The organism is Streptomyces sp. NPDC002566, assembly GCF_042889585.1.
GTDB lineage: Bacteria > Actinomycetota > Actinomycetes > Streptomycetales > Streptomycetaceae > Streptomyces.
The window spans coordinates 1,241,387-1,266,969 of the sequence record NZ_JBIARD010000001.1 but is presented as its reverse complement, the minus strand read 5'-3'; the positions used below and the strand labels follow the sequence as shown (position 1 = coordinate 1,266,969).

General features: G+C 71.1%; 30 protein-coding genes and 4 pseudogenes. 14 read left to right on the top strand and 20 right to left on the bottom strand.

The window, feature by feature from the left end:
* Positions 1 to 27: 27 nt before the first annotated feature.
* Genes ACFYXA_RS05580 through ACFYXA_RS05570 form a run of 3 tightly spaced genes read left to right on the top strand, consistent with a single transcriptional unit; the run spans position 28 to position 2,896 of the window.
* Positions 28 to 783, top strand: coding sequence for a (Fe-S)-binding protein (locus tag ACFYXA_RS05580; protein WP_351339404.1), 756 nt, complete (start codon positions 28 to 30; stop codon positions 781 to 783).
* Positions 780 to 2,258, top strand: coding sequence for a LutB/LldF family L-lactate oxidation iron-sulfur protein (locus ACFYXA_RS05575; RefSeq protein WP_389028366.1), 1,479 nt, complete (start codon positions 780 to 782; stop codon positions 2,256 to 2,258). Before ACFYXA_RS05580 ends, ACFYXA_RS05575 begins: the two co-directional genes overlap by 4 nt.
* Entirely contained in the window at positions 2,255 to 2,896 is a 642-nt protein-coding gene (locus ACFYXA_RS05570; protein WP_352247486.1) for an LUD domain-containing protein, read from the top strand. Before ACFYXA_RS05575 ends, ACFYXA_RS05570 begins: the two co-directional genes overlap by 4 nt.
* Before the next feature lie 28 nt (positions 2,897 to 2,924).
* Here the strand turns inward: ACFYXA_RS05570 and ACFYXA_RS05565 are convergent, their stop codons facing one another.
* From ACFYXA_RS05565 to ACFYXA_RS05540, 6 genes are all read right to left on the bottom strand, one after another.
* The gene (locus ACFYXA_RS05565; protein ID WP_352247487.1) at positions 2,925 to 4,472 is read right to left on the bottom strand and encodes an FAD-dependent oxidoreductase; all 1,548 of its coding nucleotides are present in this window, start codon (positions 4,470 to 4,472) and stop codon (positions 2,925 to 2,927) included.
* 58 nt (positions 4,473 to 4,530) lie between these two features.
* Positions 4,531 to 5,121 (bottom strand): hypothetical protein, encoded by a 591-nt coding sequence (locus ACFYXA_RS05560; RefSeq protein WP_352247488.1) that lies wholly within the window; start codon positions 5,119 to 5,121, stop codon positions 4,531 to 4,533.
* 100 nt (positions 5,122 to 5,221) lie between these two features.
* A complete protein-coding gene (locus ACFYXA_RS05555) occupies positions 5,222 to 6,604 on the bottom strand; it encodes an FAD-binding oxidoreductase (protein ID WP_389028363.1) in 1,383 nt (460 codons plus the stop codon).
* Positions 6,605 to 6,716: 112 nt separating this feature from the next.
* Positions 6,717 to 7,082, bottom strand: a complete 366-nt coding sequence (locus ACFYXA_RS05550; protein ID WP_352247490.1) for a cupin domain-containing protein — start codon at positions 7,080 to 7,082, stop codon at positions 6,717 to 6,719.
* Positions 7,083 to 7,337: 255 nt separating this feature from the next.
* Complete coding sequence (locus tag ACFYXA_RS05545; protein ID WP_389028360.1) at positions 7,338 to 8,318, bottom strand: threo-3-hydroxy-L-aspartate ammonia-lyase; 981 nt, start codon at positions 8,316 to 8,318, stop codon at positions 7,338 to 7,340.
* Complete coding sequence (locus tag ACFYXA_RS05540; RefSeq protein ID WP_389028358.1) at positions 8,315 to 9,163, bottom strand: transcriptional regulator; 849 nt, start codon at positions 9,161 to 9,163, stop codon at positions 8,315 to 8,317. The genes ACFYXA_RS05545 and ACFYXA_RS05540 overlap by 4 nt, the downstream gene beginning before the upstream one ends.
* A 236-nt stretch (positions 9,164 to 9,399) precedes the next feature.
* Here ACFYXA_RS05540 and ACFYXA_RS05535 point away from each other — a divergent pair, with 236 nt between their 5' ends.
* Complete coding sequence (locus tag ACFYXA_RS05535) at positions 9,400 to 10,218, top strand: SAM-dependent methyltransferase (protein WP_352247492.1); 819 nt, start codon at positions 9,400 to 9,402, stop codon at positions 10,216 to 10,218.
* A 4-nt stretch (positions 10,219 to 10,222) separates the two neighbouring features.
* On the opposite strand, the gene ACFYXA_RS05530 is transcribed toward ACFYXA_RS05535, so the two are convergent.
* Complete coding sequence (locus ACFYXA_RS05530; protein WP_352247493.1) at positions 10,223 to 11,143, bottom strand: helix-turn-helix transcriptional regulator; 921 nt, start codon at positions 11,141 to 11,143, stop codon at positions 10,223 to 10,225.
* A 121-nt stretch (positions 11,144 to 11,264) separates the two neighbouring features.
* Positions 11,265 to 11,495, bottom strand: coding sequence for a DUF397 domain-containing protein (locus ACFYXA_RS05525; RefSeq protein WP_351098483.1), 231 nt, complete (start codon positions 11,493 to 11,495; stop codon positions 11,265 to 11,267).
* Between the two features lie 224 nt (positions 11,496 to 11,719).
* Here ACFYXA_RS05525 and ACFYXA_RS05520 point away from each other — a divergent pair, with 224 nt between their 5' ends.
* The 4 genes and pseudogenes from ACFYXA_RS05520 to ACFYXA_RS05505 all read left to right on the top strand — a co-directional run.
* Positions 11,720 to 12,142, top strand: coding sequence for an ATP-binding protein (locus tag ACFYXA_RS05520; protein ID WP_389028355.1), 423 nt, complete (start codon positions 11,720 to 11,722; stop codon positions 12,140 to 12,142).
* 41 nt (positions 12,143 to 12,183) lie between these two features.
* Positions 12,184 to 12,630 carry a hypothetical protein gene (locus ACFYXA_RS05515; RefSeq protein WP_389028353.1) on the top strand — a complete coding sequence of 149 codons (447 nt, stop codon included), beginning with the start codon at positions 12,184 to 12,186 and terminating at the stop codon, positions 12,628 to 12,630.
* A 68-nt stretch (positions 12,631 to 12,698) separates the two neighbouring features.
* Positions 12,699 to 13,664 (top strand): pirin family protein, encoded by a 966-nt coding sequence (locus ACFYXA_RS05510; protein ID WP_389028351.1) that lies wholly within the window; start codon positions 12,699 to 12,701, stop codon positions 13,662 to 13,664.
* Positions 13,665 to 13,976: 312 nt separating this feature from the next.
* Positions 13,977 to 14,069, top strand: a pseudogene (locus ACFYXA_RS05505) (site-specific DNA-methyltransferase); the annotation flags it as partial.
* Here ACFYXA_RS05505 and ACFYXA_RS05500 read toward each other — a convergent pair.
* The 5 genes and pseudogenes from ACFYXA_RS05500 to ACFYXA_RS05480 form a co-directional block, all read right to left on the bottom strand.
* Positions 14,068 to 14,243 (bottom strand): annotated as a pseudogene (locus tag ACFYXA_RS05500) (site-specific DNA-methyltransferase); the annotation flags it as partial. The pseudogenes ACFYXA_RS05505 and ACFYXA_RS05500 sit on opposite strands and share 2 nt — an antisense overlap.
* A gap of 51 nt (positions 14,244 to 14,294) precedes the next feature.
* Positions 14,295 to 14,966, bottom strand: coding sequence for an enoyl-CoA hydratase-related protein (locus ACFYXA_RS05495; RefSeq protein ID WP_389028349.1), 672 nt, complete (start codon positions 14,964 to 14,966; stop codon positions 14,295 to 14,297).
* Between the two features lie 47 nt (positions 14,967 to 15,013).
* Positions 15,014 to 15,592 carry a TetR/AcrR family transcriptional regulator gene (locus ACFYXA_RS05490; RefSeq protein WP_389028347.1) on the bottom strand — a complete coding sequence of 193 codons (579 nt, stop codon included), beginning with the start codon at positions 15,590 to 15,592 and terminating at the stop codon, positions 15,014 to 15,016.
* Between the two features lie 195 nt (positions 15,593 to 15,787).
* Positions 15,788 to 16,018 (bottom strand): DUF6207 family protein, encoded by a 231-nt coding sequence (locus ACFYXA_RS05485; RefSeq protein ID WP_389028345.1) that lies wholly within the window; start codon positions 16,016 to 16,018, stop codon positions 15,788 to 15,790.
* A gap of 185 nt (positions 16,019 to 16,203) precedes the next feature.
* Positions 16,204 to 16,644 (bottom strand): annotated as a pseudogene (locus ACFYXA_RS05480) (ATP-binding protein); the annotation flags it as partial.
* A 212-nt stretch (positions 16,645 to 16,856) separates the two neighbouring features.
* Here ACFYXA_RS05480 and ACFYXA_RS05475 point away from each other — a divergent pair.
* Positions 16,857 to 17,216, top strand: coding sequence for an STAS domain-containing protein (locus tag ACFYXA_RS05475; protein WP_389028343.1), 360 nt, complete (start codon positions 16,857 to 16,859; stop codon positions 17,214 to 17,216).
* On the opposite strand, the gene ACFYXA_RS05470 is transcribed toward ACFYXA_RS05475, so the two are convergent.
* Positions 17,173 to 17,592, bottom strand: coding sequence for an ANTAR domain-containing protein (locus ACFYXA_RS05470; RefSeq protein WP_352247502.1), 420 nt, complete (start codon positions 17,590 to 17,592; stop codon positions 17,173 to 17,175). The genes ACFYXA_RS05475 and ACFYXA_RS05470 overlap by 44 nt on opposite strands.
* A gap of 631 nt (positions 17,593 to 18,223) precedes the next feature.
* Here ACFYXA_RS05470 and ACFYXA_RS05465 point away from each other — a divergent pair.
* Both ACFYXA_RS05465 and ACFYXA_RS05460 read left to right on the top strand, forming a co-directional pair.
* Complete coding sequence (locus ACFYXA_RS05465; protein WP_352247503.1) at positions 18,224 to 18,631, top strand: hypothetical protein; 408 nt, start codon at positions 18,224 to 18,226, stop codon at positions 18,629 to 18,631.
* An 87-nt stretch (positions 18,632 to 18,718) separates the two neighbouring features.
* The gene (locus ACFYXA_RS05460) at positions 18,719 to 19,450 is read left to right on the top strand and encodes a DUF6766 family protein (RefSeq protein ID WP_389028340.1); all 732 of its coding nucleotides are present in this window, start codon (positions 18,719 to 18,721) and stop codon (positions 19,448 to 19,450) included.
* Positions 19,451 to 19,529: 79 nt separating this feature from the next.
* On the opposite strand, the gene ACFYXA_RS05455 is transcribed toward ACFYXA_RS05460, so the two are convergent.
* A complete protein-coding gene (locus ACFYXA_RS05455) occupies positions 19,530 to 19,871 on the bottom strand; it encodes a DUF6328 family protein (RefSeq protein ID WP_389028338.1) in 342 nt (113 codons plus the stop codon).
* A gap of 72 nt (positions 19,872 to 19,943) precedes the next feature.
* Positions 19,944 to 20,270 carry an STAS domain-containing protein gene (locus ACFYXA_RS05450; protein WP_389028336.1) on the bottom strand — a complete coding sequence of 109 codons (327 nt, stop codon included), beginning with the start codon at positions 20,268 to 20,270 and terminating at the stop codon, positions 19,944 to 19,946.
* Between the two features lie 137 nt (positions 20,271 to 20,407).
* Here ACFYXA_RS05450 and ACFYXA_RS05445 point away from each other — a divergent pair, with 137 nt between their 5' ends.
* Together ACFYXA_RS05445 and ACFYXA_RS05440 are read left to right on the top strand one after the other, a co-directional pair.
* Positions 20,408 to 20,575 carry a hypothetical protein gene (locus tag ACFYXA_RS05445; RefSeq protein ID WP_352247507.1) on the top strand — a complete coding sequence of 56 codons (168 nt, stop codon included), beginning with the start codon at positions 20,408 to 20,410 and terminating at the stop codon, positions 20,573 to 20,575.
* A 49-nt stretch (positions 20,576 to 20,624) separates the two neighbouring features.
* Positions 20,625 to 20,879 (top strand): annotated as a pseudogene (locus ACFYXA_RS05440) (transposase); the annotation flags it as partial.
* Between the two features lie 62 nt (positions 20,880 to 20,941).
* Here the strand turns inward: ACFYXA_RS05440 and ACFYXA_RS05435 are convergent.
* Positions 20,942 to 21,337, bottom strand: a complete 396-nt coding sequence (locus tag ACFYXA_RS05435; protein ID WP_389028334.1) for an MmcQ/YjbR family DNA-binding protein — start codon at positions 21,335 to 21,337, stop codon at positions 20,942 to 20,944.
* 126 nt (positions 21,338 to 21,463) lie between these two features.
* On the opposite strand from ACFYXA_RS05435, the gene ACFYXA_RS05430 reads away from it, so the two are divergent.
* A complete protein-coding gene (locus ACFYXA_RS05430) occupies positions 21,464 to 22,396 on the top strand; it encodes an AraC family transcriptional regulator (protein WP_352247509.1) in 933 nt (310 codons plus the stop codon).
* A 599-nt stretch (positions 22,397 to 22,995) separates the two neighbouring features.
* Here ACFYXA_RS05430 and ACFYXA_RS05425 read toward each other — a convergent pair.
* Genes ACFYXA_RS05425 through ACFYXA_RS05415 form a run of 3 tightly spaced genes read right to left on the bottom strand, consistent with a single transcriptional unit; the run spans position 22,996 to position 25,446 of the window.
* The gene (locus ACFYXA_RS05425; protein ID WP_389028331.1) at positions 22,996 to 23,982 is read right to left on the bottom strand and encodes an alcohol dehydrogenase catalytic domain-containing protein; all 987 of its coding nucleotides are present in this window, start codon (positions 23,980 to 23,982) and stop codon (positions 22,996 to 22,998) included.
* Between the two features lie 28 nt (positions 23,983 to 24,010).
* Positions 24,011 to 24,562 carry a hypothetical protein gene (locus ACFYXA_RS05420; RefSeq protein ID WP_352247510.1) on the bottom strand — a complete coding sequence of 184 codons (552 nt, stop codon included), beginning with the start codon at positions 24,560 to 24,562 and terminating at the stop codon, positions 24,011 to 24,013.
* A complete protein-coding gene (locus tag ACFYXA_RS05415) occupies positions 24,547 to 25,446 on the bottom strand; it encodes a carboxylesterase family protein (protein WP_352247511.1) in 900 nt (299 codons plus the stop codon). Before ACFYXA_RS05415 ends, ACFYXA_RS05420 begins: the two co-directional genes overlap by 16 nt.
* Positions 25,447 to 25,583: the final 137 nt, after the last annotated feature.

Here is a 25,583-nt window from a genome sequence, read left to right as displayed (position 1 = left end):
ATCCGATGACAGACCCGAGGAGCCGCGATGCGTGTCGCACTGTTCCTGACCTGTGTCAACGACACGCTGTATCCGGACACCGGCCGTGCCGTGGTGAAACTGCTGACCGGACTGGGCGTCGAGGTCGACTTCCCGATGGCGCAGACGTGCTGCGGCCAGGCCCACTACAACACCGGCTACCGTCACGAGGCCGAGCCGCTCGCCCGGCACTTCTCCGATGTCTTCGGCGGGTACGAGGCGATCGTGACGCCCTCGGGGTCGTGCGGGGCGATGGTGCGGGAGCTGTACCCGCGGATGGGCGAGCGGGCCAGGGCGGAGGGCCGCGGGGGCGCTCTCGCGGCGACGCTGGCGCCGGTGGTGCCCAAGACGTACGAGCTGACCGAGTTCCTCGTGGACGTGCTCGGGGTGACGGACGTCGGGGCGTACTACCCGCACACGGTGACCTACCACCCGACCTGTCACGGGCTGCGCGGCCTCGGGCTGGGCGAGCGCCCGCTGCGGCTGCTGCGGGCGGTGAAGGGACTGGAGCTGGTGGAGCTGCCGGGCGCGGAGGAGTGCTGCGGGTTCGGCGGCACCTTCGCGGTGAAGAACCCGGACGTCTCGGCGGCAATGGGCGCGGACAAGGTGCGCAACGCGCAGGCGACGGGCGCGGAGGTGCTGTGCGCGGCCGACAACTCGTGTCTGATGCACCTCGGCGGCACGATGGCGCGGCTGCGGTCGGGCATGCGGCCGGTGCACATCGCGGAGATCCTGGCGAGCACGGAGGAGGACCCGGCGCTGTGAGCGGAACGTTCGTGGGAATGCCCGCGTTCCCGGAGGCGGCGCGGGAAGCCGTCGGCGACCGCACCCTGCGCGGCAACCTCCGGCACGCCACCCACACCATCCGCGCCAAGCGGGCGAAGGCCGTGGCGGAGGTGTCCGACTGGGCGGAGCTGCGCGAGGCCGGCAAGCGCATCAAGGACCACACGCTGCGCCATCTGGACGACTACCTGGTGCAGTTGGAGGAGGCCGTCACGGCGGCGGGCGGCACCGTCCACTGGGCGGCGGACGCCGAGGAGGCCAACCGGATCGTCGCCGAACTCGTCAAGGAGACGGGCGAGTCGGAGGTCGTCAAGGTCAAGTCCATGGCCACGCAGGAGATCGGGCTGAACGAGGCGCTTCAGACCGAGGGCATCCGCGCCTACGAGACCGATCTCGCCGAACTGATCGTGCAGTTGGGCAAGGACAGGCCCTCGCACATCCTCGTGCCGGCGATCCACCGCAACCGCGGTGAGATCCGGGACGTCTTCCGCGCGGAGATGGGCGAGTGGGGCCGGCCCGCCCCCGAGGGACTCACCGACACCCCCGCAGAACTCGCCGAGGCGGCCCGGCTGCACCTGCGGGAGAAGTTCCTGCGGGCCAAGGTGGGCATCTCCGGGGCCAACTTCATGGTCGCCGAGACCGGCACGCTGGTCGTCGTGGAGTCGGAGGGCAACGGGCGGATGTGCCTCACCCTGCCCGAGACGCTGATCTCCGTCGTCGGCATCGAGAAGGTGGTGCCGACCTGGCGGGACCTGGAGGTCTTCCTGCAGACCCTCCCCCGCTCCTCCACCGCCGAGCGCATGAACCCGTACACGTCCATGTGGACGGGCACGACCGACGGCGACGGCCCGCGCGTCTTCCATCTGGTGCTGCTGGACAACGGCCGCACCGACACCCTCGCCGACGAGGTGGGCCGGCAGGCGCTGCGCTGCATCCGCTGCTCGGCCTGCCTGAACGTGTGCCCGGTGTACGAGCGGGCCGGCGGGCACGCCTACGGGTCGGTGTACCCGGGCCCGATCGGCGCCATCCTGAGCCCGCAACTGCGGGGCACGCGCTCCGAGATCGACGCCTCGCTGCCGTACGCGTCGTCGCTGTGCGGGGCCTGCTACGAGGTGTGCCCGGTCGCCATCGACATCCCCGAGGTGCTGGTGCACCTGCGGGAACGGGTCGTCGAGGGCGGTCCGGCGACCCGGGACGGCAACAAGGTCGTGCTGAAGCCCGCCAAGGGCCACGCCGGTGAACGTGCGGCGATGCGGGCGGCCCGCTGGGCGTTCGCCCGCCCCGGGGCACTGCGCGCCGGGCAGCGGCTGGCGTCCCGTACGCGCCGATTCCATCCGCGTGCCCTGCCCGGCCCCGGCAGGGCGTGGAGCGCCTCGCGGGAGCTGCCGGCGGTGCCCGCCGAACCGTTCCGCGACTGGTGGCAGCGGACCCGTGGCAGCGAGGAGGGCCCCGAGTGAGCAGCAGGGAACGGATCCTGGGCCGGGTGCGGCGCGCGCTGGCGGACGTACGGCCGGACGAGGAGCCGTACGAGAGGGCGGTGACGCGTGACTACGCGCGCGAGCACGGCGCTCTGAGCGCCTCGGAGACGGTGGATCTGCTGGCCGAGAACCTCGCCGACTACCGGGCGGTCGTGCACCGCTGCGCTGCCGGCGACCTGGCGGCGACCGTCGCCGGCGTGCTGGCGGCGCGCGGGGCGCGAACGGTGCTGGTCCCGCCGGGACTTCGGCCCGAGTGGCTCGCGGCGGCGGACGTCGAGCGGGTCCCGGACCTGCCCGGCAGCACACCGCACGAGCTGGACCTGGTCGACAGCGTGGTGACGGGGTGCGCGGTGGCCGTCGCCGAGACCGGCACGATCGTGCTGGACGGCTCCCCCGACCAGGGGCGCCGCCGGATCACCCTCGTCCCGGACCACCACGTCCTCGTCGTCCGCGTGCCCGACCAGGTCGTGTCCTCCGTGCCGCAGGCCCTCGAACGGCTCGATCCGGCCCGGCCGTTGACATGGATCTCCGGCCCTTCGGCGACCAGCGACATCGAACTGGACCGCGTGGAGGGGGTGCACGGGCCGCGCGCCCTGGAGGTGATCCTCGTCGGCTGACCGTGATGTCGCGGATCGGCCCGGGCGGTCACAACTCGCGTCGCTCCAAAGGCTCTTGGGCCGGTCCTTGGACGACCCGGCCCTCGGTGTCGAAGCGGGAGCCATGGCAGGGGCACTCCCAGACCTTCTCCGCGCGGTTGAACGACACCAGGCACCCCAGGTGGGTGCAGCGCGCCGACACGGCGTGCAGTTGCCCGGCCTCGTCACGGTGGACGGCACACCGCTCCCCCGCGACCCGGACGACCGCGCCGTCGCCCGGGGCGATCTCGTCCACGGCGGCGCCGCTCGTGGAGGGCAGCCGGTCGCCCACGAAGTGCCGTGCCACGTCGGCCTGGTGCTTGAGGAATGTCGCGCCCTCGCGGACGACGGAGGCGATCCGGCGGGGGTCGTACAGGTCGCTCCACGCGCAGTCCCGGCCGGTGATCCGCTCGCTCAGCAGCCGGCCGGCCATGATCCCGGTGCTCAGGCCCCAGCCGCCGAAGCCGGTGGCCACATAGGTGTTCCTGCTGCCGGGGTGGAGCGGGCCGACGAGGGGGACGGAGTCGGTGGAGTCGTTGTCCTGGGTGGCCCAGCGGTGGGTGAAGTCGAGGTCTCCGAAGCGGTCGGCCGCCCAGGCGGCGAGCCGCGCGAAGCGCTCCTCGACGTCGCCGCCCGTGCCGGGCGTGAAGTGCTCGCCGGTGACGAGGAGCAGCCGGCGGCCGCCGCCCAGGGGCGCCGTGCGCACCGAGCGGGTGTTCAGCTCCTGGGTGATGTACATGCCGAGCGGGGCGCGGTCGGCGTCCACCGGTGCGGCGAGCACCAGTTCGCGGCGCGGCGAGAGCCGGGTGAACAGCAGGGCCCGGTCGAAGACGGGGTAGTGGGTGGCGACGACGACGCTGTGGGCGGTGACCTTCGTCGTCGCCGTCGGGGTACGCACGGTCAGTTCGCAGGGTCGGCCCTCGTCCAGGCCGGTGACCCGGGTGTTCTCGTGGATCACGCCGCCGAGCCGCCGGATGTCGTCGGCGAGCGCCATGAGGTACTTGCGGGGGTGGAACTGGGCCTGGCCCTCCACCCGGACCGCGCCGGCGACGGGGAACGGCAGGTCCGTCTCGGTGACGTACTCGGCGGGCAGCCCCGCCTCCCGGGCGGCCTCCGCCTCGGCCTTCAGCTCGTCCGTGCGGCCGGGGTCCTCGACGTAGGTGTAGGCGGCCGTGTCCTCCCAGTCACAGTCGACGCCCAGTTCCTCGGCGGTGGCCGCGGCATGCCGGACGGCGTCCATCTGGGAACGGGCGTACAGCCGGGCGCCCTGCGGACCGCGGGTGCGGCGCAGACGGTCGTAGACGAGGGTGTGCTGGGCGCTCAGCTTGGCCGTGGTGTGGCCGGTGACGCCGGCCGCGATCCGGTGCGCCTCCAGCACCGCCACCGAGCGGCCCCGCCGGGCCAGCTCCCACGCCGTGCACAGGCCCGCGACACCGCCGCCGACCACGGCCACGTCGACGGTGAGCGGCCCCTCGGGCGGGGGCGCCGGCGTGCCGGGGGGCACGGTGTGCAGCCAGTACGAACCCTCGTGAACGTGGATGCCCGCCTGCTCGTCCATGGAGCCCCGGGTGCCCGCGCCCGGCCCGGTCACACCGGCCCGGGCGCCACTCCCCCCGTCAGGAGTACACCATCGGGCAGCCGTGCCGCAGGGAGTACTGGGCGGCGCGCAGGTAGACCGCCGCGTAGAAGGCCGCGTCCAGGTCCTCGCTCCACGATCCGGGCCGGGACTCGGCGGCCCCGGCGGCCCCGCCCTCGAAGAACCAGAAGGTCAGTTCGAGGTTGCCGCCCGTCGCCGGTACCAGGTCCAGCGGCAGGCCGACGGCCGTGGCCAGCCGTTCCGCGGCTGCGAGGACCTGCGGGGCGCCCGCGATCACCGTCTCCTCCCAGTACCCCGAGCCGAAGGGCAGTTCGACGCGTTCCTCCAGGGAGGGCGGCACGAGGACGGTCCAGCCGTACAGCGCCTCCCGCTCGGCCTCGCCGAGGTGCTCCCGGCACCAGGCCACGAAACCGTCCATCGGCGGGAAGACCTTCTCCTCGAACCAGCCGGGGGCGGCCGGGGATCCGGCCCCCGGCCCGCCGACGCTGTCGTAGGCCGGCAGACCGCGCCGCCGCAGTTCCTCGTTCAGGGCGGAGGCGACGGCCGCGTGCCCGCCCTCCTCCTCGCCGAACCACTCACGCCCGTCGATGCTCACCAGGTATACGCCCATGATCGGACGGTACCGGGAGGCACTGACAGCGCCCCGCGCCCCGGTCCGGCGTCCGGCGTCCGGCGTCCGGCGTCCCGGTGCCTGTCTGCCGGAACCGCCCTCAGGCCGGGGCGGGTTCGATGTTCTGGTTGGCGTGGAAGAGGTTGTCCGGGTCGTAGGTCCGCTTGACCTGCGCGAGCCGGTCGTAGTGGTCCCGGTAGGTGGCGCGGACGCGGTCCTGCCGTTCGTCCTGCCCCATGAAGTTCACGTACGAACCGCCCATCGAGTACGGGTGGGTCTCCTCCCAGTAGTCCACGCACCACTGCCGCAGGACCTCGGCGTTGGCCGGGTCGGGGTCGACTCCGGCGAAGACGCCGGACCAGACGGCGTCCCGGTAGCCCCACGCGGTGTCCTCCGGGGCCACCCGGTGGGCGGCGGCGTCGACCGGGTACAGGTGCATCAGGGAGAGCGGCGTGGGCAGGTTCTCGCCGTACTTGAGGTGCACGTCCACGGCCGCGTCGGGGATCCGGTCGAAGAAGTCGCCGCGCCAGTACCACTGGTAGCCGCTGGGGATCAGCTCGTCGAACATGCTCTGCAGCGCGGGGTACGGCATCGGCGCGGTGAAGTGGAAGGCGGGCCGGGCGGGTTCGTCCACCACGGCGAGGACGTCCCCGGTGCGCTCCGGGTCGCCGGTGTGGCACCACACCACCGCGCACATCTTGTGCCCCTGGAGATCCTCGGGGAACGGCGGGGCCGGCGGGATCGCGAGCAGGGCGAAGAAGCCGTAGACGTCCTCGGGGGCCTGCGGGAGGAAGTCCCGGTACCAGCCGAGCACTTCGCGGGTCTGGTCGACGGGCCAGACGGTGATGCCGGCGCCGACGGTGTCCACGGGGTGCAGACGGTAGGTGAAGGCGGTCACGACGCCGAAGTTCCCGCCGCCTCCGCGCAGGGCCCAGAACAGGTCGGGGTGGTGGCTCTCGTCGGCGGTGACGAAGCTGCCGTCGGCGAGGACGACGTCGGCGGCGATCAGGTTGTCCATCGTCAGGCCGTACTTGCGGGTCAGGTATCCGTGGCCGCCGCCGAGGGTGAGACCGCCGACGCCGGTCATCGACACGATCCCGGTGGGCGTGGCCAGGCCGAAGCCGTGCGCGGCGTGGTCGAGGTCGCGGAGCTGGCTGCCGCCGCCCACCTGGGCGGTCCGGGCGACGGGGTCGACGCGCACCCAGCGCATCGGCGACAGGTCGACGGTGACGCCGTCGTCGACCAGGCACAGCCCGGGGCCGCTGTGCCCGCCGCCCCGGACGGCGAGTGGCAGGCCGCTGTCGCGGATGTGGTCGACCGCCGCCATCACGTCCGCCGCGTCCGCGCACCGCACGAACGCGGCGGGACGCTTGTCGATCATCGCGTTGTACACCCTGCGGGTCCGCTCGTACTCCGCGTCCCGCGGAGTGATGACGGGTCCGCGCAGAGAGTTCTTCATCGCGTCCAAAGCCGCGCTGTCCATGGTGATCTCCTCGGGGAGGGCACTTAGCGGGGCGCCGGGCGCGGGACTGAAGGAGCGGCGCCCGGCGGAAAGCGACCGCACACCGTGCCGGCGTGCGGTCACCGCCTTGCGGTCAGCCCTCCTCGGTCTTCGCGTACTCCGTGGCCATCTGGCCCGCGAAGTCGTACACGATCACCTGCTCGTCGCCGACCACCCAGGCGTCGTGGCCCGGCGGGCACACGAACACGTCGCCCACGCCCACTTCGCTCTCGCCGCCGTCGTCCATGCGGATGTGCATACGGCCCTGGACGACGAAGCCGTTGTGGTGCACCTGGCAGCTGTCGGTTCCCGCGAGCGGTCCCACGGACTCGGTCCAGCGCCAGCCGGGCTCGAACGTCGCCACGGCGAAGTCGAGCCCCGTCATGTGGACGGCTTCCAGGTGGCCGCGTGGGAAGTCGCGCCGCTCGTCCGGCTTGTCGAGCGCCTTCACTTCCAGCATGACGCTCCTCCCTTCCGGCCGCGCACGCCCGCGGCCGGGGCCGGTCCCCCGGCGGCCCTGGACGTCACCGGTGGGGGCCGGTCCCCACCCCTCCATCGTCCGCCCGCGTCCGGGGGCCCGCCATCCGGGGGCGGCCCTGGTGCCCTTGCTTCGTACGACGGGTGAGTCCTGGGTCAGTACGACGGGTGAGTCCTTGGTTCGTACGACGGGTGACTCCGGTTCGTACGACGGGTGCGGCCGGCCCCCGACCCGTGATCAGGCGGCGGCCCCGCCGCAGAGCCGCGCGAAGCGTTCCGCGTCGACGTTGCCGCCGGAGACGATCACGCCGACCCGGCGCGGCAGGCCCTCGATCCGGCCGGACAGCAGCGCGGCCAGCGGCGTCGCCCCGCTCGGCTCCACGACGATCTTCAGCCGCTCGAAGGCGAAGCGCATCGCGGCGCGGATCTCGTCGTCGGAGACCAACGCGATCGCGTCGACCAGCCTGCGGTTGACGGAGAAGGTCAGTTCACCGGGGGTGTGCAGGGCCTGCCCGTCGGCGATGGTGCGCGGCACCGGCACACTCACCCGACGGCCCGCCTCCAGCGACCGCTTGGTGTCGTCACCGGCCTCCGGCTCGACGCCGACGATCCGGATGCCGCCGTACAGCGCCTTGGCCGCCGTGGCACTTCCCGCGATCAGCCCGCCGCCGCCGACCGGGGCGAGCAGTGCACCCAACTCCCCCGCTTCTTCGAGCAGTTCGAGAGCAGCGGTGCCCTGCCCGGCCATGACGTCGGGGTGCTCGTAGGGCGGGATGAGGGTGAGTCCGCGTTCGGCGGCGAGGGCCTCGGCGATGGCCACCCGGTCACCGTCGTAGCGGTCGTACGTCACGATCTCGGCGCCGTAGCCTTCCGTGGCCGCCCGCTTGGAACGGGGGGCGTCCTCGGGCATGACGATCACCGCGCTGGTGCCGAGCTCCCGGGCGGCCAGGGCGACGGCCTGGGCGTGGTTGCCCGAGGAGTAGGCGGCGATGCCGCGCGCGAGCTGCTCCGGGGTGAGCCGGGAGGCCGCGTTGTAGGCGCCGCGGAACTTGAAGGCGCCCACGCGCTGGAAGTTCTCGCACTTCAGCAGCACCTCCGCGCCGGCGGCCTCGTCCAGGGTCCGGGAGTGGAGCACGGGCGTGCGGTGCGCGACGCCCTTGAGCCGGGCCGCCGCGTCACGGACGTCGTCGAGGGTGATCGGCGCGGGGGCGGTCGTCACGGGGTGGCTCCCTCAGGGGTGTCGGGACGGTGGCGGTGGTCGGGTGTGTCGGGACGGGGGCGGCCGGGCGCGTCGGGACGCTGGGCCTCGGGACTGTGGGCGTCAGGGGCGTCACGGCTGGGCCGATGGCGGTGGTCGGGGTCGTCACTGCCAGGGCCGTGGCCGTCGGGGTGCCCGGTCGCTCTGGCCTGGGACAGGTAGCTGTAGGCGGAGGCCCGCGAGATGCCCAGGCGGGCGGCGACCTGCTCCACGGCCCGCCGCACGGCGAACACCCCGCGCTCGTCCAGCCCTCGGAAGAGGGCGAGGCGGCGGGCCCGGTCGAGAGCGGCCCAGGTCTCGTCATGGCGTGCCAGATGGGCGTCGAGCAGGGCGTCGACGACGGAGTCGATGTCGTCGCCGAAGGTGGTCACGGGCGCGTCCGCGGGAGGTGCGCCTTCCCCGGCGAGCGCGGCGAGCAGGCTCCGCGCCCGGTCGACCTCCGTGACGTCCACATTGACGCAGAGGGAGCCGAACACGGCGCCCGCGCTGTCGCGCAGCATCACCGTGGACGCCTTCACCAGGCGACCGGAACCGGTACGGGTCACGTAGTTGAGCTCGTCGGCCGCGTCGTCGCCACGGGCGAGGAGCCGCATGCCGATCTCGCTCATCGCGCCGCCCACCGTGCGCCCGGTCACGGTCCCGGCGACGGCGACCACGGAACTCTCCGGCCGCCGGTAGTCGTGCAGCACGACCTCGCAGACGGAACCGAAGGTGGCCGCGATGCCGTCGACGACGGGCGTCAGCGCCCGCAGGATCGCGTCCCGCTCCGCCTCGCGCACCGCCGTGCGCGGCTCCTCGCCCGTCATCCGGCCTCCCTCGCCGCCACCCGCCTCCGCAGGCGTCGCCCTGCCTTGCACGAGCCTCGATTAGACCATGAATCCAACCTCTGGACATCCAGTCCAGAACATCATCCTGAGACGACACCCGTCCTCCCGCCTTCAGGGGAACCCTCGATCAAGGGGTGGCACCGCCAATTGCCGTTTCCCTAGGATGGGTTGTCGACCGCGCCGGTACGCGGCACGGCTCGGATCTGGGGGAAGAGATGCAGCCTGGCAAGCAGCTGTCCACGTCGATCGACGCCACGGTTCCCACCGCCGCGCGCATGTACGACCACTACCTGGGCGGCAAGGACAACTACGCGGCGGACCGCGCCGCCTGCGAGGAGCTCGACAAGGTCGTCCCCAGCACCCGGGCCCTCGCGCTGAACAACCGGCGTTTCCTCCAGCGGGTGGTCCGCACGCTGACGCAGGAACACGGCATCCGGCAGTTCCTCGACCACGGCTCCGGCCTGCCCACGCAGGACAACGTGCACCAGGTCGCGCAGCGCGTCGACCCGACCGCGCACGTCGTCTACGTCGACAACGACCCGATGGTGCTCGTGCACGGCCGGGCCCTGCTGGAGCAGGACGAGCGCACCACCGTCATCCACGCGGACCTGCGCGAGACCGAGGCGATCTTCCAGCACCCCGACACCGAGCGCCTGATCGACTTCTCCCAGCCGGTCGCCGTGCTGTTCAACTCGGTGTTCCACTGCATCCCGGACAGCGAGACCGACGGCCCGCAGGCGGTGGTCCGCAAGGTGACCGAACGCCTCGCGCCAGGAAGCTTCCTGGTGATGTGTCAGCTGGTGAGCGAGGACCCGGAGGTCCGGGACTTCGTCACGAACTTCATGGACCAGGCCACGCACGGCCATTGGGGCCGGGTGCGCGAGGAGAAGGACGTCGCGGCGCTGTTCGACGGCCTGGAGATCCTGCCTCCGGGACTGGTGGAGGTCTCCACCTGGCGCCCCGACACGGAGGTGGCGCCCCGCCAACTCACGCAGGAGTGGATTGAGTTCGGCGGGGTCGGCCGGCTTCCGTGACGGGTCAGGAGCCGGGGTAGCGCTGGTCCATCGTCTCCGTGAGCAGCTTCAGGGTGTCACGGGGGTCCAGCGCCTCGTCGGCCAGCCGGTCCAGCGAGACCCGGTACTCCTCCGTCTCGTCCCGGTCCTCCAGGAACGTGGCGCTCCTGATCTGCTCGAGGTAGACCACGTCGGGCAGGTCGGAGCCGCCGAACCGGAGGTAGGTGACCGGGAGGGCCGGAGCGGAGGCGTGGGTGACGTCCAACGGCACGACCTGGACCGTCACATGGGGCAGCCGGGCCATCCTGACGAGATGGGCGAGCTGCTCGCGCATCACGTCACGGCCGCCGAGGACGCGCAGCAGCACCGACTCGTCGAGGATCGCCCACACCTGCGGCGCGTCCGCCCGGTTCAGCAGCTCGGTGCGCCGGGTCCGCAGCTCCACCCGGCGCTCGACCTCCCGGCGGGAGGCCATCGGCAGCCCGCGCTCCACGACGGCGCGCGTGTACGCGGGGATCTGCAACAGGCCCGGGACGTACTGGATTTCGAAGGTCCGGATCGCCGTCGCCGCCTCCTGGAGGCCGACGAGCCGGTCGAACCACTCGGGCATCAGCCGCTTGTCGTAGCGCTGCCACCAGCCCGGCTCCCCCGCCTGCCGCAGCAACTGCAGCAGCACGGAACCCTCGTGCTCGTCGCACTCGTACAGGCCGAGCAGGGCGCGGACGTCGGCCTCCGCGGGCGGACGACGCCCCTTGCCCGCCTCGATGCGTGACAACTTGGCCGGACTGAAACCGAGTTTGCGCGCGGCCTGCTCCTGGGAGAAGCCGGCGTCCTCCCGGATGCCCGCCAACTGCACACCGACCAGCATTTTCAGCAAGGTCGGGGCGGGCTCGGCCCGGTTCAGATACGGTTCAAGACGGGAGACGCGAGGCGACTCGGCAGGCATCCTGACTCCCCGTGGACCGGCAGACGACAAAGCTCATTATCGCACCCCGAGACCTCCCGCCGCACTCCTCGACGGAATTGCCTTGCTCCGCCACCGGGTTGAGGCGCGCCCCGGTCAGCCCTCAGAGCAAGTGATCGAACTCCCCGCCCTTGGCCCCGGCCAGGAACGCGGCCAGCTCGGCGGGCGTGTAGACCAGCGCGGGACCCTCCGGATCACGGGAGTTGCGCATCGCGACGCCACCCCCCTCCAGGGCCGCCACCTCGACACAGTTGCCCTCGGCGTTGCTGTGACTGCTCTTGATCCAGCGGACGCCCAGCTCGCTCGCCCGCACTCCGTTCGGCACTGACGACACTGCACTCTCCTCGGACTTGCGCGCAATTTCCCGTGAAATTGCACGAGGCCATCGTCAGCGTGGATAATAACCATGTCGTCAACCGCAGTTCAGCCGTTCCGTCCAGCGTCGCGTGCAGCCGTACCGTCCTGACGTCACCTCAGATGCCCCAGGGAGATGCCGTGTCATCACCTGCGCAGTTCCGGAACCATGAGCCAGTAGGCGACTCGTCGCCCAGAACCGCCGTGCTGCACCTCACGGGCAGCCGGAGGGGCTTCGCCCAGGCCCGGGACTTCACGCACCGCACGCTGGACGCCTGGTCCCTGAAGCACCGCGCGGACGACGCGCTCACCGTCGTCACCGAACTCGCCGCAAACGCCGTCCTGCACGCCCTGGCAGACCTGCCCGAGCCCGAGGGACAGCGGCAGGGCGCGGCCGCCGGCGCACGGCTACGCCTCAGCCTGCGCCCCCACCACCTGGTGTGCGCCGTCACCGACCCGAGCGACGTCCCACCGGTGTACGCGCACACCGACGACCCGTTGCTGGAACACGGCCGCGGACTGCACATCGTCGAAGCCCTGTCGGAGCACTGGGGCTGGACCCGGCGCTGCCCCGTGGGCAAGACCGTCTGGGCCATGCTGCCGACCCATCCCTCACCACTGACATGACTGCCATAAACAGACCCATACCGCTCGAGGACCTGGGACACGTGCCGTGGCCCGAGATCAAGGACTCCACCGGTTCCGCCGCGGCCATCCCCACCCTGCTGACCACCGTCGCCCGCGGCGACGCCGACACCGCGGGCCCCGCGCTCGGCCAACTCCGCCAGCGCATCTGCCAGTACGGCTTCGTCGTAGGCCAGGCGACGGCGGCCACTGTGCCCTTCCTGTGGGAACTCGTCCGGCTCCCGCAGGTCACCTGCCGCGTCGAGATACTGCAGCTGCTGAAGAGCATCGCCGTCACCCGGCAGTGGGAGACCACGGCCACCGCCTACCCGAAACTGCTGCGCCGCCGCGACAACTACGTGCAATGGGAACGCGACGCAAGGCACGCCGTCCACGCCCAGAGCGCGGTCCTGCACCAACTGCTCGACGAGCCGGACGGGGAGATCGTCCGCGCGAGCGAGGACCTCGCGGCCACCCTCGGCGGCCGCTGAAGCGGAACGCGGGACGGGCGGGGCCCGCGGTGCGGCGCACGGGCGCGGCGGGCGCTAGGTTGGGCGCCATGAGCAACCTTGACCGCGCGCCGGTACCCAGCGTGTGCGGCGGCCGCGGATTCGTCGTCGCCGAGCCCGTCCGCGAGCTGCTGAACCCCCGGCACGTCAAGCTCGGGGAGGCGACCGAGGTACGCCGGCTGCTGCCCAACCTGGGCCGCCGCATGATCGGCGCCTGGGCCTTCGTCGACCACTACGGCCCGGACGACATCGCCGACGAGCCCGGCATGCAGGTCCCGCCGCACCCGCACATCGGTCTGCAGACGGTGAGCTGGCTGCACGAGGGCGAGGTGCTGCACCGCGACTCCACGGGCAGCCTCCAGACGATCCGCCCGCGCGAGCTGGGCCTGATGACGTCGGGGCGCGGGATCAGCCACTCCGAGGAGAGCCCGAAGGCACACGCGCGATTCCTGCACGGCGCCCAGCTGTGGGTGGCGCTCCCCGACGCCCACCGGCACACCGAGCCCCACTTCGAGCACCACGCCGACCTGCCCACGGTCACCGGCCCCGGCCTCACCGCCACGGTGATCCTCGGCGACCTCGACGGCTCCGTCTCCCCCGGCACGGCGTACACCCCGATCATCGGCGCCGACCTGACCCTCGCCCACGGCGCCGACGTCCGCCTGCCCCTCGTACCCGACTTCGAGTACGGCGTGCTGTCGATGTCCGGCGAAGTCCATGTGGACGGCGTGCCGGTCCTGCCGGGCTCGATGCTCTACCTCGGCTGCGGCCGAACAGAGCTGCCGCTGCGCGCAGAGTCCGACGCAAGCCTGATGCTCCTGGGCGGCGAACCCTTCGCGGAGGAGCTGATCATGTGGTGGAACTTCGTCGGACGCACCCAGGACGAGATCACCCAGGCCCGGGAGGACTGGATGAACGGATCGCGCTTCGGGGTTGTGAAGGGGTACGACGGGGATCCGCTGTCTGCGCCGGAACTTCCTTCGGTGCCGCTGAAACCGCGGGGAAGGGTCCGCTGAACTGGTAGTTTCCAGCGCGACGCACACATGGTGGGGCGAAGGGAAGTGCATCCCGACTGGTTTACTCAGATCAGCTGAGCAAACTCCCTTCGCATCGCCTGTGGCACTCCGCCTCGATGCGCAGGTTTCGCCATCCGTGGTCAGCTTCGATCGGACTGACGCTGACCCAATGCTGACTTCACTGACAGGCAGTCAGGTCTGCGCGGGCAGCTCCGCTCGCACTCCCGCACCCCTCTCACCACCGCGTTCTCCAACTCGACCCGCGAGTCACCGGAAGGTCGCCCTTCCTCGGCGAGCTTGGAACTCCACCACCAGGACCTCTACCTCCCGGGTCATTTCATCGCGTCCCAGCCTCGCAAGGACCGAGTGCACATCACTCAGAAACCCGTCGAGATCATGCAGCAGCGCGGTAGGAGCGCTGGTCGCGGTTCTCGCCGGGGAGGTCGGCGAGGTCGTGGGCTGAGTCGCTGGTGACGTGCTTGGCTCGCGCGGTGCGGCCGATGCGGTCCGAACTGTTCCGTCCGCCGGAGTTGTACGGCGGGTCGGTGATCACGGCTTGACGCTCTCGTCCGGGAGGGACGGTGAGCTGGAAGCGCCCGGGGCACGGCTTGGTGGGAGTGAGGCGTCGGCTCAGCCGAGCGGGTTGGTTGTGTCGCGCAGGGTGGCCAGGGCCGGGGCGTACATGCGGGCCTTGATGGTGCCGAGGGTGTCGCCGGCCTTGTTCACCTGTGCCTGGGCGATCTCGATGGCGGTGGAGCGCACGGCGTCCTCGGCGACGGCCTGGTCGACGATGCCGGTGGCTGCGGCGGCGGTGCCGCCGTAGCGGCGGGCGGTGAGCATGGCCTCGTGCGCGGTCTGCGGGGCCAGCCGGGACTGGATAAGGGCGGCCATGCCGGGTGTGAAGGGAACGTTGATGTCCGCTTCGGGCAGGCACCAGTAGCCGCGGTCGGCGCGCATGACACGGAAGTCGTGGGCGAGGGAGAACATCGCGCCGGCGGCGAAGGTGTGCCCCTGCAGCGCGGCCACAGTGATGAGCGGCAGCGACAGCATCCGCCCGAACAGCTCGTGGACGGAGACGACGTAGTCCTGGTGCTGGTCGGCGTGGGCGAACAGCCAGTCCAGGTCGAGCCCGTTGGAGTAGAACTTGCCGGTGGCTGCGGTGACCAGGGCGCGAGGGCCTTCCGCCTTCTCCACCTCGTCGAGCGCGGCGCTGACGGCGGCGAGCCAGTCGGGGTGGAAGCGGTTCTCACCGTCTCCCAGGTCCAGGACGAAGACGTTGTCGTGACGGCCGAGCGAGGGCATGGTGACTCCTTCGAGCTACATGGATGAAGCGGCTGGGCGGCTGCGGGCTACGGCCGGGGACCGGATTCGGCGCCGCGGCGGTCGCGCAGGGCGTGGAGAAGCAGGTCATGGATCTCGGCGGCGGCGGCCTCGATCGGGGCGGTGCTCTGCTCGGCCCGGCACATGATCACCGCGCCTTCGACCGCGGCGATGACGAAGGCACCGAGCCGGCGGCTGCGTTCCTCACTCAGGCCGTGCCGCAGGAGGAGGGCCGCGAGAGCCTCCTGCCAGCGGGCGAAGACCGCGGCGGCGGAACGGGCAAGCTCGGGTGCGTCGTCATTGGTCTCCACGGCCACCGCCACGATCGGGCAGCCGGCCCTGAAGCCGCTCTCCACGAGCCGCTCACGCCACAGCAGGAAAAACGCGTCGACCGCCGCCACCGGATCATCCGCCTGGAGGGCAGCGTCGATCAGCCCCGCGATGAAGTCCCCCGCCAGCGCCACCGCTTCGTCGATGAGCTGCGCCCGCCCGCCGGGGAAGTGGTGATACACCGAGCCCCGAGGAGCTCCGCTGTGAGCGAGCACCCGGTCGATGCTGGTCGCGCTCGCCCCGTACTCCCGCAGCAGAGCGGCGGCACTGAGGATCATCCGGTCACGGCTGTCACTCCTGCGCGGACTCACCTGCCCAGCACCTCCCGACGATGTGGCCCTTCCTCCACGAACAGATGGGCTACCTGTCGGTAACTTATGGTGCATGGCATAGAACATGCAAGGGGGGCGCGGGCGGTCATTGGATCCGCAGCGAGGTGCCGCTGTGCGGCGAAGGCGGCGCCCGGTCATGAGTCAGGGCCGGGCGGTGGCCGGCTCCATGGCCGGGCCGATCACGGCGGCCTCGGTGAGTTCCTGGCGCAGGTCCAGGTAGCAGCGCAGCCGTACGCCGGGCTGACCGGCGTCCCGCGTCGTCTGCTCTGCTGTGGCCGTTGCCCACCGATCGGCGAGCAGCTGCTGGAAGACGAGCGCGGTGGCGTCGTCGGTGGCCGCGACGTCGACGACGAGCAGGCCCGGCTCACTCACGTGTGTCTCGTGGATCGGGTCCATGTGCGGCAACGCCCGGCGTCCCTGGGTGAGTTCCGCCGCTGCTGTGTCTTCACCCGACCGAGTGGCAGACCGTCAGGGGCCATCGCCGCCCCAGTCCCAGCAGGCCGTGGTCGCCCCGTGTAGCCCGCCGCTGCACGGCAGGCCCGCCAGGCTGCTACTGGGGGCCGGCGTCCCGCGATGTCACCGCCCGGGTCGTCGGGCAGGGCGATGCGGGCGGTGATGCGTTTGCCGACCGGCTCCCGGCGGACCTCGTAGCTCTGGGCGACGGCCATGACGATCTCCAGGCCGTGCTGCCCGACCCTGCCCGCATCGGCGGCCCGGGCCACCGGGAGGACCGGATCGCTGTCCCACACGACCACTTCCACCAGGTCCCCGACGATGCGCAGCTCCATCAGCGCCGGTCCGGGCGCGTACTTGCGCGCGTTGGTGACGAGCTCGCTGACCACCAGCTGCGTCAGGTCCATGGCGCGCGCGGACACCGGCAGGCCGTGTTCAGCCTGGACGCGGGCGAGGAAGTCCACCGCGCGGTGACGTGCCTCAGCGATACAGGACCCGTCGCCGTCCAGAGCGATGGTGTCCTGTATCGGATCGGCGTCAGACATCACGCCGCCCTCGCCATCGGGGACTGCTCTTGCCGGGTCCACCTTGCCTCCCCCCGTTCGCACGCCGTGCGTACCCCGCACTATGCCGCACAGTCCCGTGAGGACCGAGTAACGGGCAGCACACGTGTTCGCCGTAGCATCGAGACAGGTTATCGGCGCGCCCTCGTGTCGGAGCCTTGAGTCCCCCATCAGCGAGCGCAGCCGAGGACACAGTGACAGATACCCACGGAGCGGCCCGGTCCGGCCTGGCGATCGACCACAGCGCCGTCGACGGCATCCGGGTGCTCACCGTGCGCGGCGAGATCGACCACGATGTCAAGGATGTGCTCAGCGGGGCCCTGCTGTCCTTTGACGGCGCGACGCCGCGGACCGTGGTGGACCTCAGCGGCGTGACGTTCATGGACTCCAGCGGCATCAATGCCTTCGTCGCCGCCCACCAGTCCATGAGTGACGCTGAGGGGTGGCTGCGTATGGCCGGTGCCCAGGCGTCGGTGCTGCGGCTCCTTGAGCTCGTCGGCCTGGACCAGGTCATCGGCTGCCACCCCACCGTCGAACAGGCCCTGACCGCCTGACCCGCGGCATCCGCGGCCGCGGGTTCCAGCCGGCGTTCCCGTCTGAGGCCTCCTGCCGGCGTGACCGCCGGTGCACAGCCGTGTCCAGCTCCCGCCCCACCGGCTCCGGCAGCGGCTGCCCCAGCGCCCAGGCGATCACCGACTCGGCCACCGGGTGCAGCTTGATGTTGGTGCGCTGGGACACCTCACGCAGCACCTCGAACCCGGCAGCCGGCGCAAGCCGGTGGATCGCGGTAAGAACACCGATGGCCTGGTCCACCGTCGCGTGCGAGTTGACGGCTTGCCGCAGCTGCGCGTTCTCCTGCTCCAGGCGGGCCTTCGTGGCGTCGTCGCGCATCCCGTCGGGTGAGGACCGCGGCACGCGGGAAGTCGTCATGCTGGTCTCCCTACAGGGGCAAGGCATCCCTGTACGCCTGCCCCCAACCTCGACGGCAAGACACCTTCACTAAGGCGTGCGGATATCAGCAGGCCGCGCACGACTGCGCCCTGCACGCTGCGCTGAACACGGTGCCCCGGCTGCACGCTTTGCGGCTGCGCGCAGCAGCTCCGCGGCTTCGACCACATCGCCGACGGTCGTTGCGCCGTTCTCCGACCAGGGCCGGCGAGTCTCTGGTGGTCAATTCTGGAATCGACCAGTAGGGCATCGCCTCCTGCACACCAGTTACGCCGGAGCAGACCGTTCGGGGTGAAGCCGGACGCGTGCCCGGCACCGATGGTCCGCCGCGGAATTCGGGTTCCGGATCATGGGCGGCGCTCGCCGAGGACGACCCTGAGGGCGCCGGCGGGACCGCGCCCGTAGTCGGAGAGGGGCGAGACGGTCGACTGAGGCGTGGAGTTCCGACGTCGGGTGACGGTCCAGCGGGCCACGGGTCCGCGCCACCGAACGCTTCCCGGTTGCAGGTGGGAGCGGATGAGTGCGCCCTGATCGGGTAGGCGTGGTACACGTGACGGCCGGGACGAGGCGGCCGGGACGGGGCGGCGCGTCCGGCGGGAGCGGAGGAGGCGGGATGCCAGGACGGTGGTACACCTCGGTCGCTGCGGTGGCGATTCTCGCCACCGTCAGCTCGTGCGGCACACCGTCCGGCCCACGTGACCGGGTCACAGCCGACGTCACCCGGTTCGAGCAGGCACTGGCCGCCGGACAGGACGCGTATCTCTGCGCCGCTCTCGCGCCCTCAACCAGGCAGGAACTGGAACAGACGACCAAGAGCCGATGCGAGCAGGCGATCGGTGAGGAAACCCTGCCTGCAGCGGGCGCCGTAAGGCAGGTGGACGTGTACGGCGACCAGGCTCGGGTGGTGCTGGAGGACGACACCCTCTTCCTTGCGCGTTTCCCCGCCGGCTGGAAGGTGACCGCCGCGGGATGTCTGCCCCGCCCCCAGCAGCCGTACCAGTGCGAAATCAAGGGCGGGTGACTGGGCGATGAGGACATTGTTCGTAGGCACGCTCATGGTGATAGCCCTCGGCCTGGCCTATTTCACGGCGTTGGGGCTGATGCACCGATGAGCACTTCATCCGTACTCGTTGAGGGCGCAGACCCAGCCCGCCGGTGGTATCGCGTAGGACGCTTTCTGCGCCACAACAGCCTCGGACTGTTCTTCCTGTTCACGTTCCTGCTCTCGCTGGCGGGCCAGGCCGTGGCCGGTCACGCGGACTTCAACAACCAGCTCGTCAGCGACGGCATGGCGCCGATCAGCTTCGGTGCATATCTGACCACGTCGGACTTCGCCGCCGACGTCACCGAGAACTGGCAGTCGGAATACCTGCAGTTCTTCCTGTACATCTTCGGCACCGTCTGGCTGCTGCAACGTGGCTCGCCGGAGTCCAAGGAACTCGGCAAGGCCGGCACCGAGTCGGACGAGGACCAGATGGTCGGCGAGCACGCCACGGACGCCTCCCCGCGCTGGGCTGCGGCCAGGGACTGGCGCGCAGTGGTCTACTCCCGCTCGCTCGGCCTGGTCATGGGCGTCATCTTCCTGCTGTCGTGGCTGGCCCAGTCCATCACGGGCGTCGCCGCCTACAACGAACAGCAGCTGCGCGGGCTTCAGGCCCCGCTCTCCTGGGCCGGGTACCTCTCCTCGGCGGACTTCTGGAGCCGCACGCTGCAGAACTGGCAGTCCGAGTTGCTGGCCGTGGCCTCCATGGCCATCCTCGCCATCTACCTGAGGCAACGAGGTTCACCTGAGTCCAAGCCTGTCGGGGCGTCCCACTCGGCCACCGGTGTCGAAGGCTGACGACTGAGGAGAATGGTGCATCATCATCCCCGGACTGACGGCGGCCTGTGATTCACGGTGAGGGTCGAGCGCGAAGGGCTCAATGGTCTTCGTCGTGGCGCGCAGCGCGGTTTCCATGAAGGCGGTCTCGAACCACTGGTACTGGTCTTCGGTCTGCGCATCGGCGTACCAGAGGGAGTGGCTGCGGCCCTCGTAGCCATGGTAGTTGGCGGGGACCTTCAGGTGCTGGCCAGGTCACACCGAAGACCGGCTGGAACGCCGCAATGATCAGGACACCGAGCACGATCTGCGCTCCGGCCTGAGCGATGCGGACTTCCTGCACCAGGTCACTCCACATCCGGTCGGCGCTTTCCTGTGGGCTCTCGTCCCGCCCTTCCTGCGCCCCGTCGGGTCCGCGGGTGCTGTTGGGTGCCGGCGTCATGACGGGCTCCCCGGGGCGAGCCGTGCAGATGAGCGGCGGATTCCCCTGGTGGGGCGGCTGATGCATCCACGTCTACGCGTCGATCGCGGCTGCCTTGTCCAGGCCGGCGTGGCGCAAGGTGCGCAGTACCGTGCGCCGCGCCCCGCGGACGGCGGCTGTGCCGGGGTGTTCGGTTACGGCTCGCAGCAGGGCGTAGGCGCACGCCAGCTCAATCCGGGTCACTGTGTCCATGTTCAGCACCCAGTGCTCGACTTGCTGCAGGCGCGCATCAGCCAGGCGTGCTTCCAGGTCGCGCAGCAGCAGGGCGCTGACATCTCCGGACAGGGTCACTTCGGCCTGGTGGCCATCGACCACGGTGATCTTCACTGTCGGCTGGACGGGGTGGGGTTCACCTGTCACGAGCGGCCTCCCACACGGTGCGGCGCGTCCCCTCCAGTCTGCACCCGGCACGGGAGCGGGCTGGTCGCCATGGCGGCGGCTGAAGCACGCCTTCCCAGCACGACCAGGCCCCCACACCGCTGGGCGACCTCGCCCGCTTGGCCACTCGTGACCCGGCCTGGCCAAGCGGCCCCGAACGGCTGCCCACCTACACCGACTACATGGAACGGGCCGGCGCCTCCTCCGCAGCCCTGCGGACTCTCCTCGACGCGTGGGTGCTGTACGCGGCGGAGGAGTCGGAGGCGGTACCCACGCCCCGCCGATGACGCCTTCACGAGCCGCTGGAGGAGGGTGCCCGTGGCGTTGGACCGAGGCATCGGACGCTCCCGCGGCGGGCTGACCAGCAAAGTTCACCTGGCCTGCGACGGGCGGGGCCGGCCGCTGTCCTTCACGGTCAAGGCCGGCACCCGCAACGACTGCACTCAGGCCGAGACGGTCATCGACAAGATCCGTGTCGCACAACCGGGGCCGGGACGCCCCCGCAACCGGCCGGAGCGGGTCGTGGCCGACAAAGGCTACTCGGCCCGCTCCTTCCGCGCCTACCTGCGCAGACGCGGGGCGTCCGTGGCTGACGTCGGGAAGAGCTAGGGCCGCCTGGCGGGCGGTGCTCTGGAGCCGGTCGCCGGCCGCGCTCACTGGGCTGACCGCGTGTCGTTGCCGTAGGAGCGTGGGTCGACCGGCTGCTGGGCCTTGGGCAGGTGGGCGACGACGAGCAGGTAGGAGTCGGTGACGAGTTCCCTGACGAGTTCCTTGCCGACGCCCTCCCCGCCCTCCAGCGTGATCCAGTGCTTCTTGTTCATGTGATAGCCGGGAGTGATGTGACTGTTGTCTTCTTGCAGGGCGAGGGCCTCACCGGGGTCCGCCTTGAGGATCACGACAGGCCGGCCGGGGACCTCGGTCATCAGCATGAACACCTTGCCGCGTACCTTGAAGACCTCCCAGTCGGGGCCGAAGGGGTGCTCCAGTTGGGCCCCGGGAAGTTCTTCGGCGGCGTCGGCGGCGGTCTTGTGCAGGGTCGGTCCGTCCATGGCTGATGACCTCCTCGGGGGTAGGGGATTGCGGCATCGAGGACACGGAGCGCATGTCGCGCGGTCCTGGCGGCACGTCCCATCCTTCCCTCGACGCCGACGACGAGGGCAGTAGAGTGCGGACACGTGATGGTCGACGAGCGACACCCCGGCCCGGGCGGACAGGCCGGACCGGCCGCGGTTCCGCTGTACGGTTTCCAGCCCCCGGTCGGCACTCCGTACGGCCTTGAGGTCAACCTCATCGAGGACTTCTTCGCCCAGCACGACGACTGGCCGTGGAACCCGCCCCTCCCGGGGCGCGCCACCTTCCACTACCTCATCGCGGTCACCGAAGGCGAGGTGCTGCACGACGTCGACCACGCCACGCAGACCGTCGCCCCCGGCCAGTGGCTGTGGGTGCGTCCCGGACACGCGCAGTGCTGGCATCCGCCCGGCGCCGCCCGCGGCCCGTTCATCCTGTTCGAGCCGGGCGTGCTGACGGCCGGCACGGCCCGTCTCCTGGCCCCGCTCACCTCGCACGCGGCCCCCGCCGTGCTGAGTCCGCATCCCGACGACGCCGTCTGGCTCCAGCAGACGGCACTCCAGCTCCTCGACGAACACCGCGCTCTCGGGCGCCGCCCCCTCGAACTCCACCACGCCCTGAGACGCAGCCTGCTCGAATCACTGCTGCTGCGCCTCGCCAACTCCGCCGGCATCGCCCCCGCCGACACCACGGCCGGTACGGGCCGTGGTGAAACCTACGGACGGTTCGTGGACGCCCTGGAGCTGCACTTCCGCGAACTGCACCGGGCCGCGGACTACGCCGAGCTGCTGGGCTGCTCGGTCCGCACCCTCAGCCGCGCCGCCCGGGACGCCACCGGCCAAGGGGTCCGTGAGCTCATCGACGAGCGGCGGCTGCTCGAAGCCCGGCGCCTGCTGGGAGGTGCTCGGTGGGACGCCCGGGCTGTGGCCGCGCACCTCGGCTTCACCGATCCCGCGAACTTCGGCCGCTTCTTCCGCGATCGCACCGGCCTGACTCCGGCCGCGTTCGCGGCCGGCGACGGGAGGAGCGGTATGTGAGGTGAGCGCGCAAAGGCCCGCCCCCACATGGCCGACCGGATCCTTGTGCCGCAGTGCACCGTCGCGACCCGACCGGCCGATCCAGAGGATTGAGCGCCTCGCGCAGATACCGGCCGGTGACACTGTCGGGGCTGTCGGCGATCTGCTCGGCGGTGCCGGTGGCGGTGATGCGTCCGCCGTTCACGCCGCCGCCGGGGCCGAGGTCGACCACAAAGTCGGCGTTGGCGATCATGTCGAGGCTCGATGCAGTTGTATGTCACGTCGATGAGGTTGGTGTCCGCGTACAGCCGGTACGTCAGCAGGGCCGTGTCGTCACCGAACTGCACGCGCGGGCTGCGGAAGTCGTACTCGTCGGCGTGGAGTTTTCCGTCCACTCCGTCCAGGAAGGCGTCGACGCTCTCGTGGTCGTCGATGCGTACCGGATGTGCGCCGTCGAAGTAGGTGAAGCTCCTGCGCGACCACAGTTCGCGGTATCCGGAGACGTCGCCGTTGAATCATTTGTCCAGGGCGCTCTTCTCCAGCCCGATGAGGTGCTCGGCGAGCTGATCGTCCTTTCGCGCATGCCCACGGCCGGCGCGGACACGAGGTGGTGGGATTCGTCAGTCGTCGAGGAGCACGACGTGCTTGCCCGGCGTCGTACCGGACTCGACGTCGGCCTGGGCATCGCGCACTTGCTCCAGACCGCGGTAGGTCTTGGCGACCCGGACCTTGAGCCGGCCCTCGGCAATCGCCTGAAGCTGTCGCTGGAACACCTCGGGGGGCAGGTCGGTGGCCCCGCCGGCGTAGCTGCTCAGCCGCACCCCACTCGGGACCATGAAGGGGGTGAAGTCGGGGATGGACCAGCCGCCGGCGAGGGCGCCGGTGAAGCAGACGGTGCCGTGCACCCGTACGCAGCCGAAGGTGTCCGGCAGCACCGTGCAGCCCACCAGCTCCAGCGCCGCGTCGACGCCCTGCGGCAGGAGGTCGCGGATCTTCTCGGCGAGGTGCCCGTCGTCCACGACCGGATGGTCGACTCCCATCGCCCGCAGTTCGTCGGCGCGGTCGGCGTGCCGGGTGGTGGACAGGACGGTGGCGCCGATCTCCTTGGCCATGGTCGCCGCGCTCAGCCCCACCGTGGAGGTGCCGCCGCGGATCAGCAGCGTCTGCCCGGCCTTCAGGTCCAGGCCACGGGTCAGTGAGCCGTACGCGGTCTGGAACATCTCCGGCAGGGCGCCGACCACGTCCCACGGCAGGCCGGTGTCGAACGGGATGACCTGACCGGCGGGGACGGTCACGTACTGGGCGTAGGCGCCGTCGTAGGAGCGGCCCATGCGGCCCATCATGGTCGCGACCTGCTGCCCCGGCCTCAGCCCGCTGTCCTCGTCGGCCTCGTCGACCACTCCGACGCCCTCGATGCCGGGGATGCGCGGGTAGGTGACCTCCGCGTCGGACTCTCCCTTGCGGGTGGTGACCTCGGACTCGTTGACGCCGAAGGCCCTCACTTCTATCCGTACCCAGCCGGGCTTGCGTACCGGCACCGGCACGTCCTTGATCTGCGAGTTCCAGGCCGGGCGGGCACTCCTGGCGGCGCACGCCCGGCTGGTCACGTCAGCCCTGCCCGCTGACCGTTGAGGGTCAGGGGCGGGCGATGCCCTCGAACCGGTCGAGGACCGCCTGGTAGTGCGCGGTGGCTTCGAAGGGCGGGTTGCCGACGCTTCCCGAGGTGGGCCGGTCGATGACCGCGGGCCACAGGCGGTGGCGCTCGCCCGTGGCGAAGTCGAGCACGATGTCGCGGATACGCGTGTCACGCTCGGCCTGCTCGGCGCTGCGGCCCGGCTGCTCCTGTCCGACCAGGGCGTACATCTCGCTGCCGTGCACGGCCGGCACACCCTCGGCGGGGCCGATCAGGAGGAGGTGGGCGTTTCCGCCGGCAGCGGCGTGGGCCAGGGCGCCGCGGCCTGCGGACACGGCGTAGGTGTAGTCCGTCAGGTAGGCGGCGCGGACCTCGGCCGGGGTGCGGCCGTCCCTGTCGTAGGCGTCAACGATCTTCTGGGCGCGGGAGCGGGGGATACGCCACCCGGCGATTTCGTCGACGACGGCCTCAACGGTGTGCGGGTCGAACCGGTCGAGGTCGTTCGCCACCCACCAGCCCATCTCGTCACTGGCCACGCTCAGCAGGATGTCCACGTCCCGGTGCGTACCGGAGGCCAGGACGTCCATGGGATGGGCACGCAGCACCGCTCCGGGCTGTCCGGCGTCCAGGACGACACCGATGCTCGTGCCCAGCATCCCGCCACGGATGCCCATGTCTGTCGGGGTGACCTTGCGCGCGGCGGCCACCAGCGCGGCCGTGTCGAGGCCGAGCAGCTTCTCCGGGTTGTCCGCGACACCGAGTTCGGTGACGAACCGGTGCGCGTGTTCCTCGGCCCACCAGGCCGGCTGGATACGAGAAGGGCCTCCAGGAACCCGGCCAGGCGCCGGTACAGGCCGTTGGCGGCAGGGGCGCCGAGCAGCCCGAAGGCGGAAAAGGCGCCGGCGCTGTGGCCGTAGACGGTGACGTTGTCGGGGTCGCCGCCGAAGTAGGAGATGTTCTGCTTGATCCAGGTCAGCGCGGCGATGACGTCCTGCAGACAGAGGTTGCTGGCCTCGGCGAGAGCACCGCCGTACTGCGACAGCGAGACCGCGCCCAGGGCGCCGAGCCGGTAGTTGATCGACACGCCCACCACGCGCCCCGTCGCGGCGAGTCCGGAGGCGTTCGAGGTGATCTGCGTGTTGGCGCCGTACTCGAATCCTCCGCCGTGGATGTACACCGCCACCGGGAGTGCCTTGCCGCTCGGCTGCTCAGGGGCCCACACGTTCAGGTTGAGGCAGTCCTCACCCATCCCGCTGTCCGCCTCCAGCCAGTCACCGCTGTCGGGCTGGACGGAGACGACACCCTTGCGGTCGTAGGGGTGGTCCGGATCGAAGTCCGCAAGCACGGGCCGCCGGTATCGCTCGGCGGTGGCATACGGGATTCCCCACCAGGACCGCACCCCTGGTGCAGTCGGGGCCTTAGGTGCGTTGGCGGTCATGGGATGTCCTTCCGAAGCGGTGCGGGAGCTCCACGAGGGGTGGCGGCGGCGGGTTGCTCGCTCTGAAATCGTCACCTGGGATTTGTCTCAGGGCACGGCAGGCAGCGGTCACCTGGTGGTCGCCAGGTGACACTGCT

What these genes read in the sequence shown, in the direction of transcription:
- ACFYXA_RS05580 (WP_351339404.1), top strand. Translation starts at nt 28, where the DNA reads ATGCGTGTCGCACTGTTCCTGACCTGTGTCAACGACACGCTGTATCCG.
- ACFYXA_RS05565 (WP_352247487.1), bottom strand. Translation starts at nt 4,472, where the DNA reads ATGGACGAGCAGGCGGGCATCCACGTTCACGAGGGTTCGTACTGGCTG.
- ACFYXA_RS05560 (WP_352247488.1), bottom strand. Translation starts at nt 5,121, where the DNA reads ATGGGCGTATACCTGGTGAGCATCGACGGGCGTGAGTGGTTCGGCGAG.
- ACFYXA_RS05555 (WP_389028363.1), bottom strand. Translation starts at nt 6,604, where the DNA reads ATGGACAGCGCGGCTTTGGACGCGATGAAGAACTCTCTGCGCGGACCC.
- ACFYXA_RS05550 (WP_352247490.1), bottom strand. Translation starts at nt 7,082, where the DNA reads ATGCTGGAAGTGAAGGCGCTCGACAAGCCGGACGAGCGGCGCGACTTC.
- ACFYXA_RS05540 (WP_389028358.1), bottom strand. Translation starts at nt 9,163, where the DNA reads ATGACGGGCGAGGAGCCGCGCACGGCGGTGCGCGAGGCGGAGCGGGAC.
- ACFYXA_RS05535 (WP_352247492.1), top strand. Translation starts at nt 9,400, where the DNA reads ATGCAGCCTGGCAAGCAGCTGTCCACGTCGATCGACGCCACGGTTCCC.
- ACFYXA_RS05530 (WP_352247493.1), bottom strand. Translation starts at nt 11,143, where the DNA reads ATGCCTGCCGAGTCGCCTCGCGTCTCCCGTCTTGAACCGTATCTGAAC.
- ACFYXA_RS05510 (WP_389028351.1), top strand. Translation starts at nt 12,699, where the DNA reads ATGAGCAACCTTGACCGCGCGCCGGTACCCAGCGTGTGCGGCGGCCGC.
- ACFYXA_RS05495 (WP_389028349.1), bottom strand. Translation starts at nt 14,966, where the DNA reads ATGCCCTCGCTCGGCCGTCACGACAACGTCTTCGTCCTGGACCTGGGA.
- ACFYXA_RS05490 (WP_389028347.1), bottom strand. Translation starts at nt 15,592, where the DNA reads ATGATCCTCAGTGCCGCCGCTCTGCTGCGGGAGTACGGGGCGAGCGCG.
- ACFYXA_RS05470 (WP_352247502.1), bottom strand. Translation starts at nt 17,592, where the DNA reads ATGACGACTTCCCGCGTGCCGCGGTCCTCACCCGACGGGATGCGCGAC.
- ACFYXA_RS05465 (WP_352247503.1), top strand. Translation starts at nt 18,224, where the DNA reads ATGCCAGGACGGTGGTACACCTCGGTCGCTGCGGTGGCGATTCTCGCC.
- ACFYXA_RS05460 (WP_389028340.1), top strand. Translation starts at nt 18,719, where the DNA reads ATGAGCACTTCATCCGTACTCGTTGAGGGCGCAGACCCAGCCCGCCGG.
- ACFYXA_RS05455 (WP_389028338.1), bottom strand. Translation starts at nt 19,871, where the DNA reads ATGACGCCGGCACCCAACAGCACCCGCGGACCCGACGGGGCGCAGGAA.
- ACFYXA_RS05435 (WP_389028334.1), bottom strand. Translation starts at nt 21,337, where the DNA reads ATGGACGGACCGACCCTGCACAAGACCGCCGCCGACGCCGCCGAAGAA.
- ACFYXA_RS05415 (WP_352247511.1), bottom strand. Translation starts at nt 25,446, where the DNA reads ATGACCGCCAACGCACCTAAGGCCCCGACTGCACCAGGGGTGCGGTCC.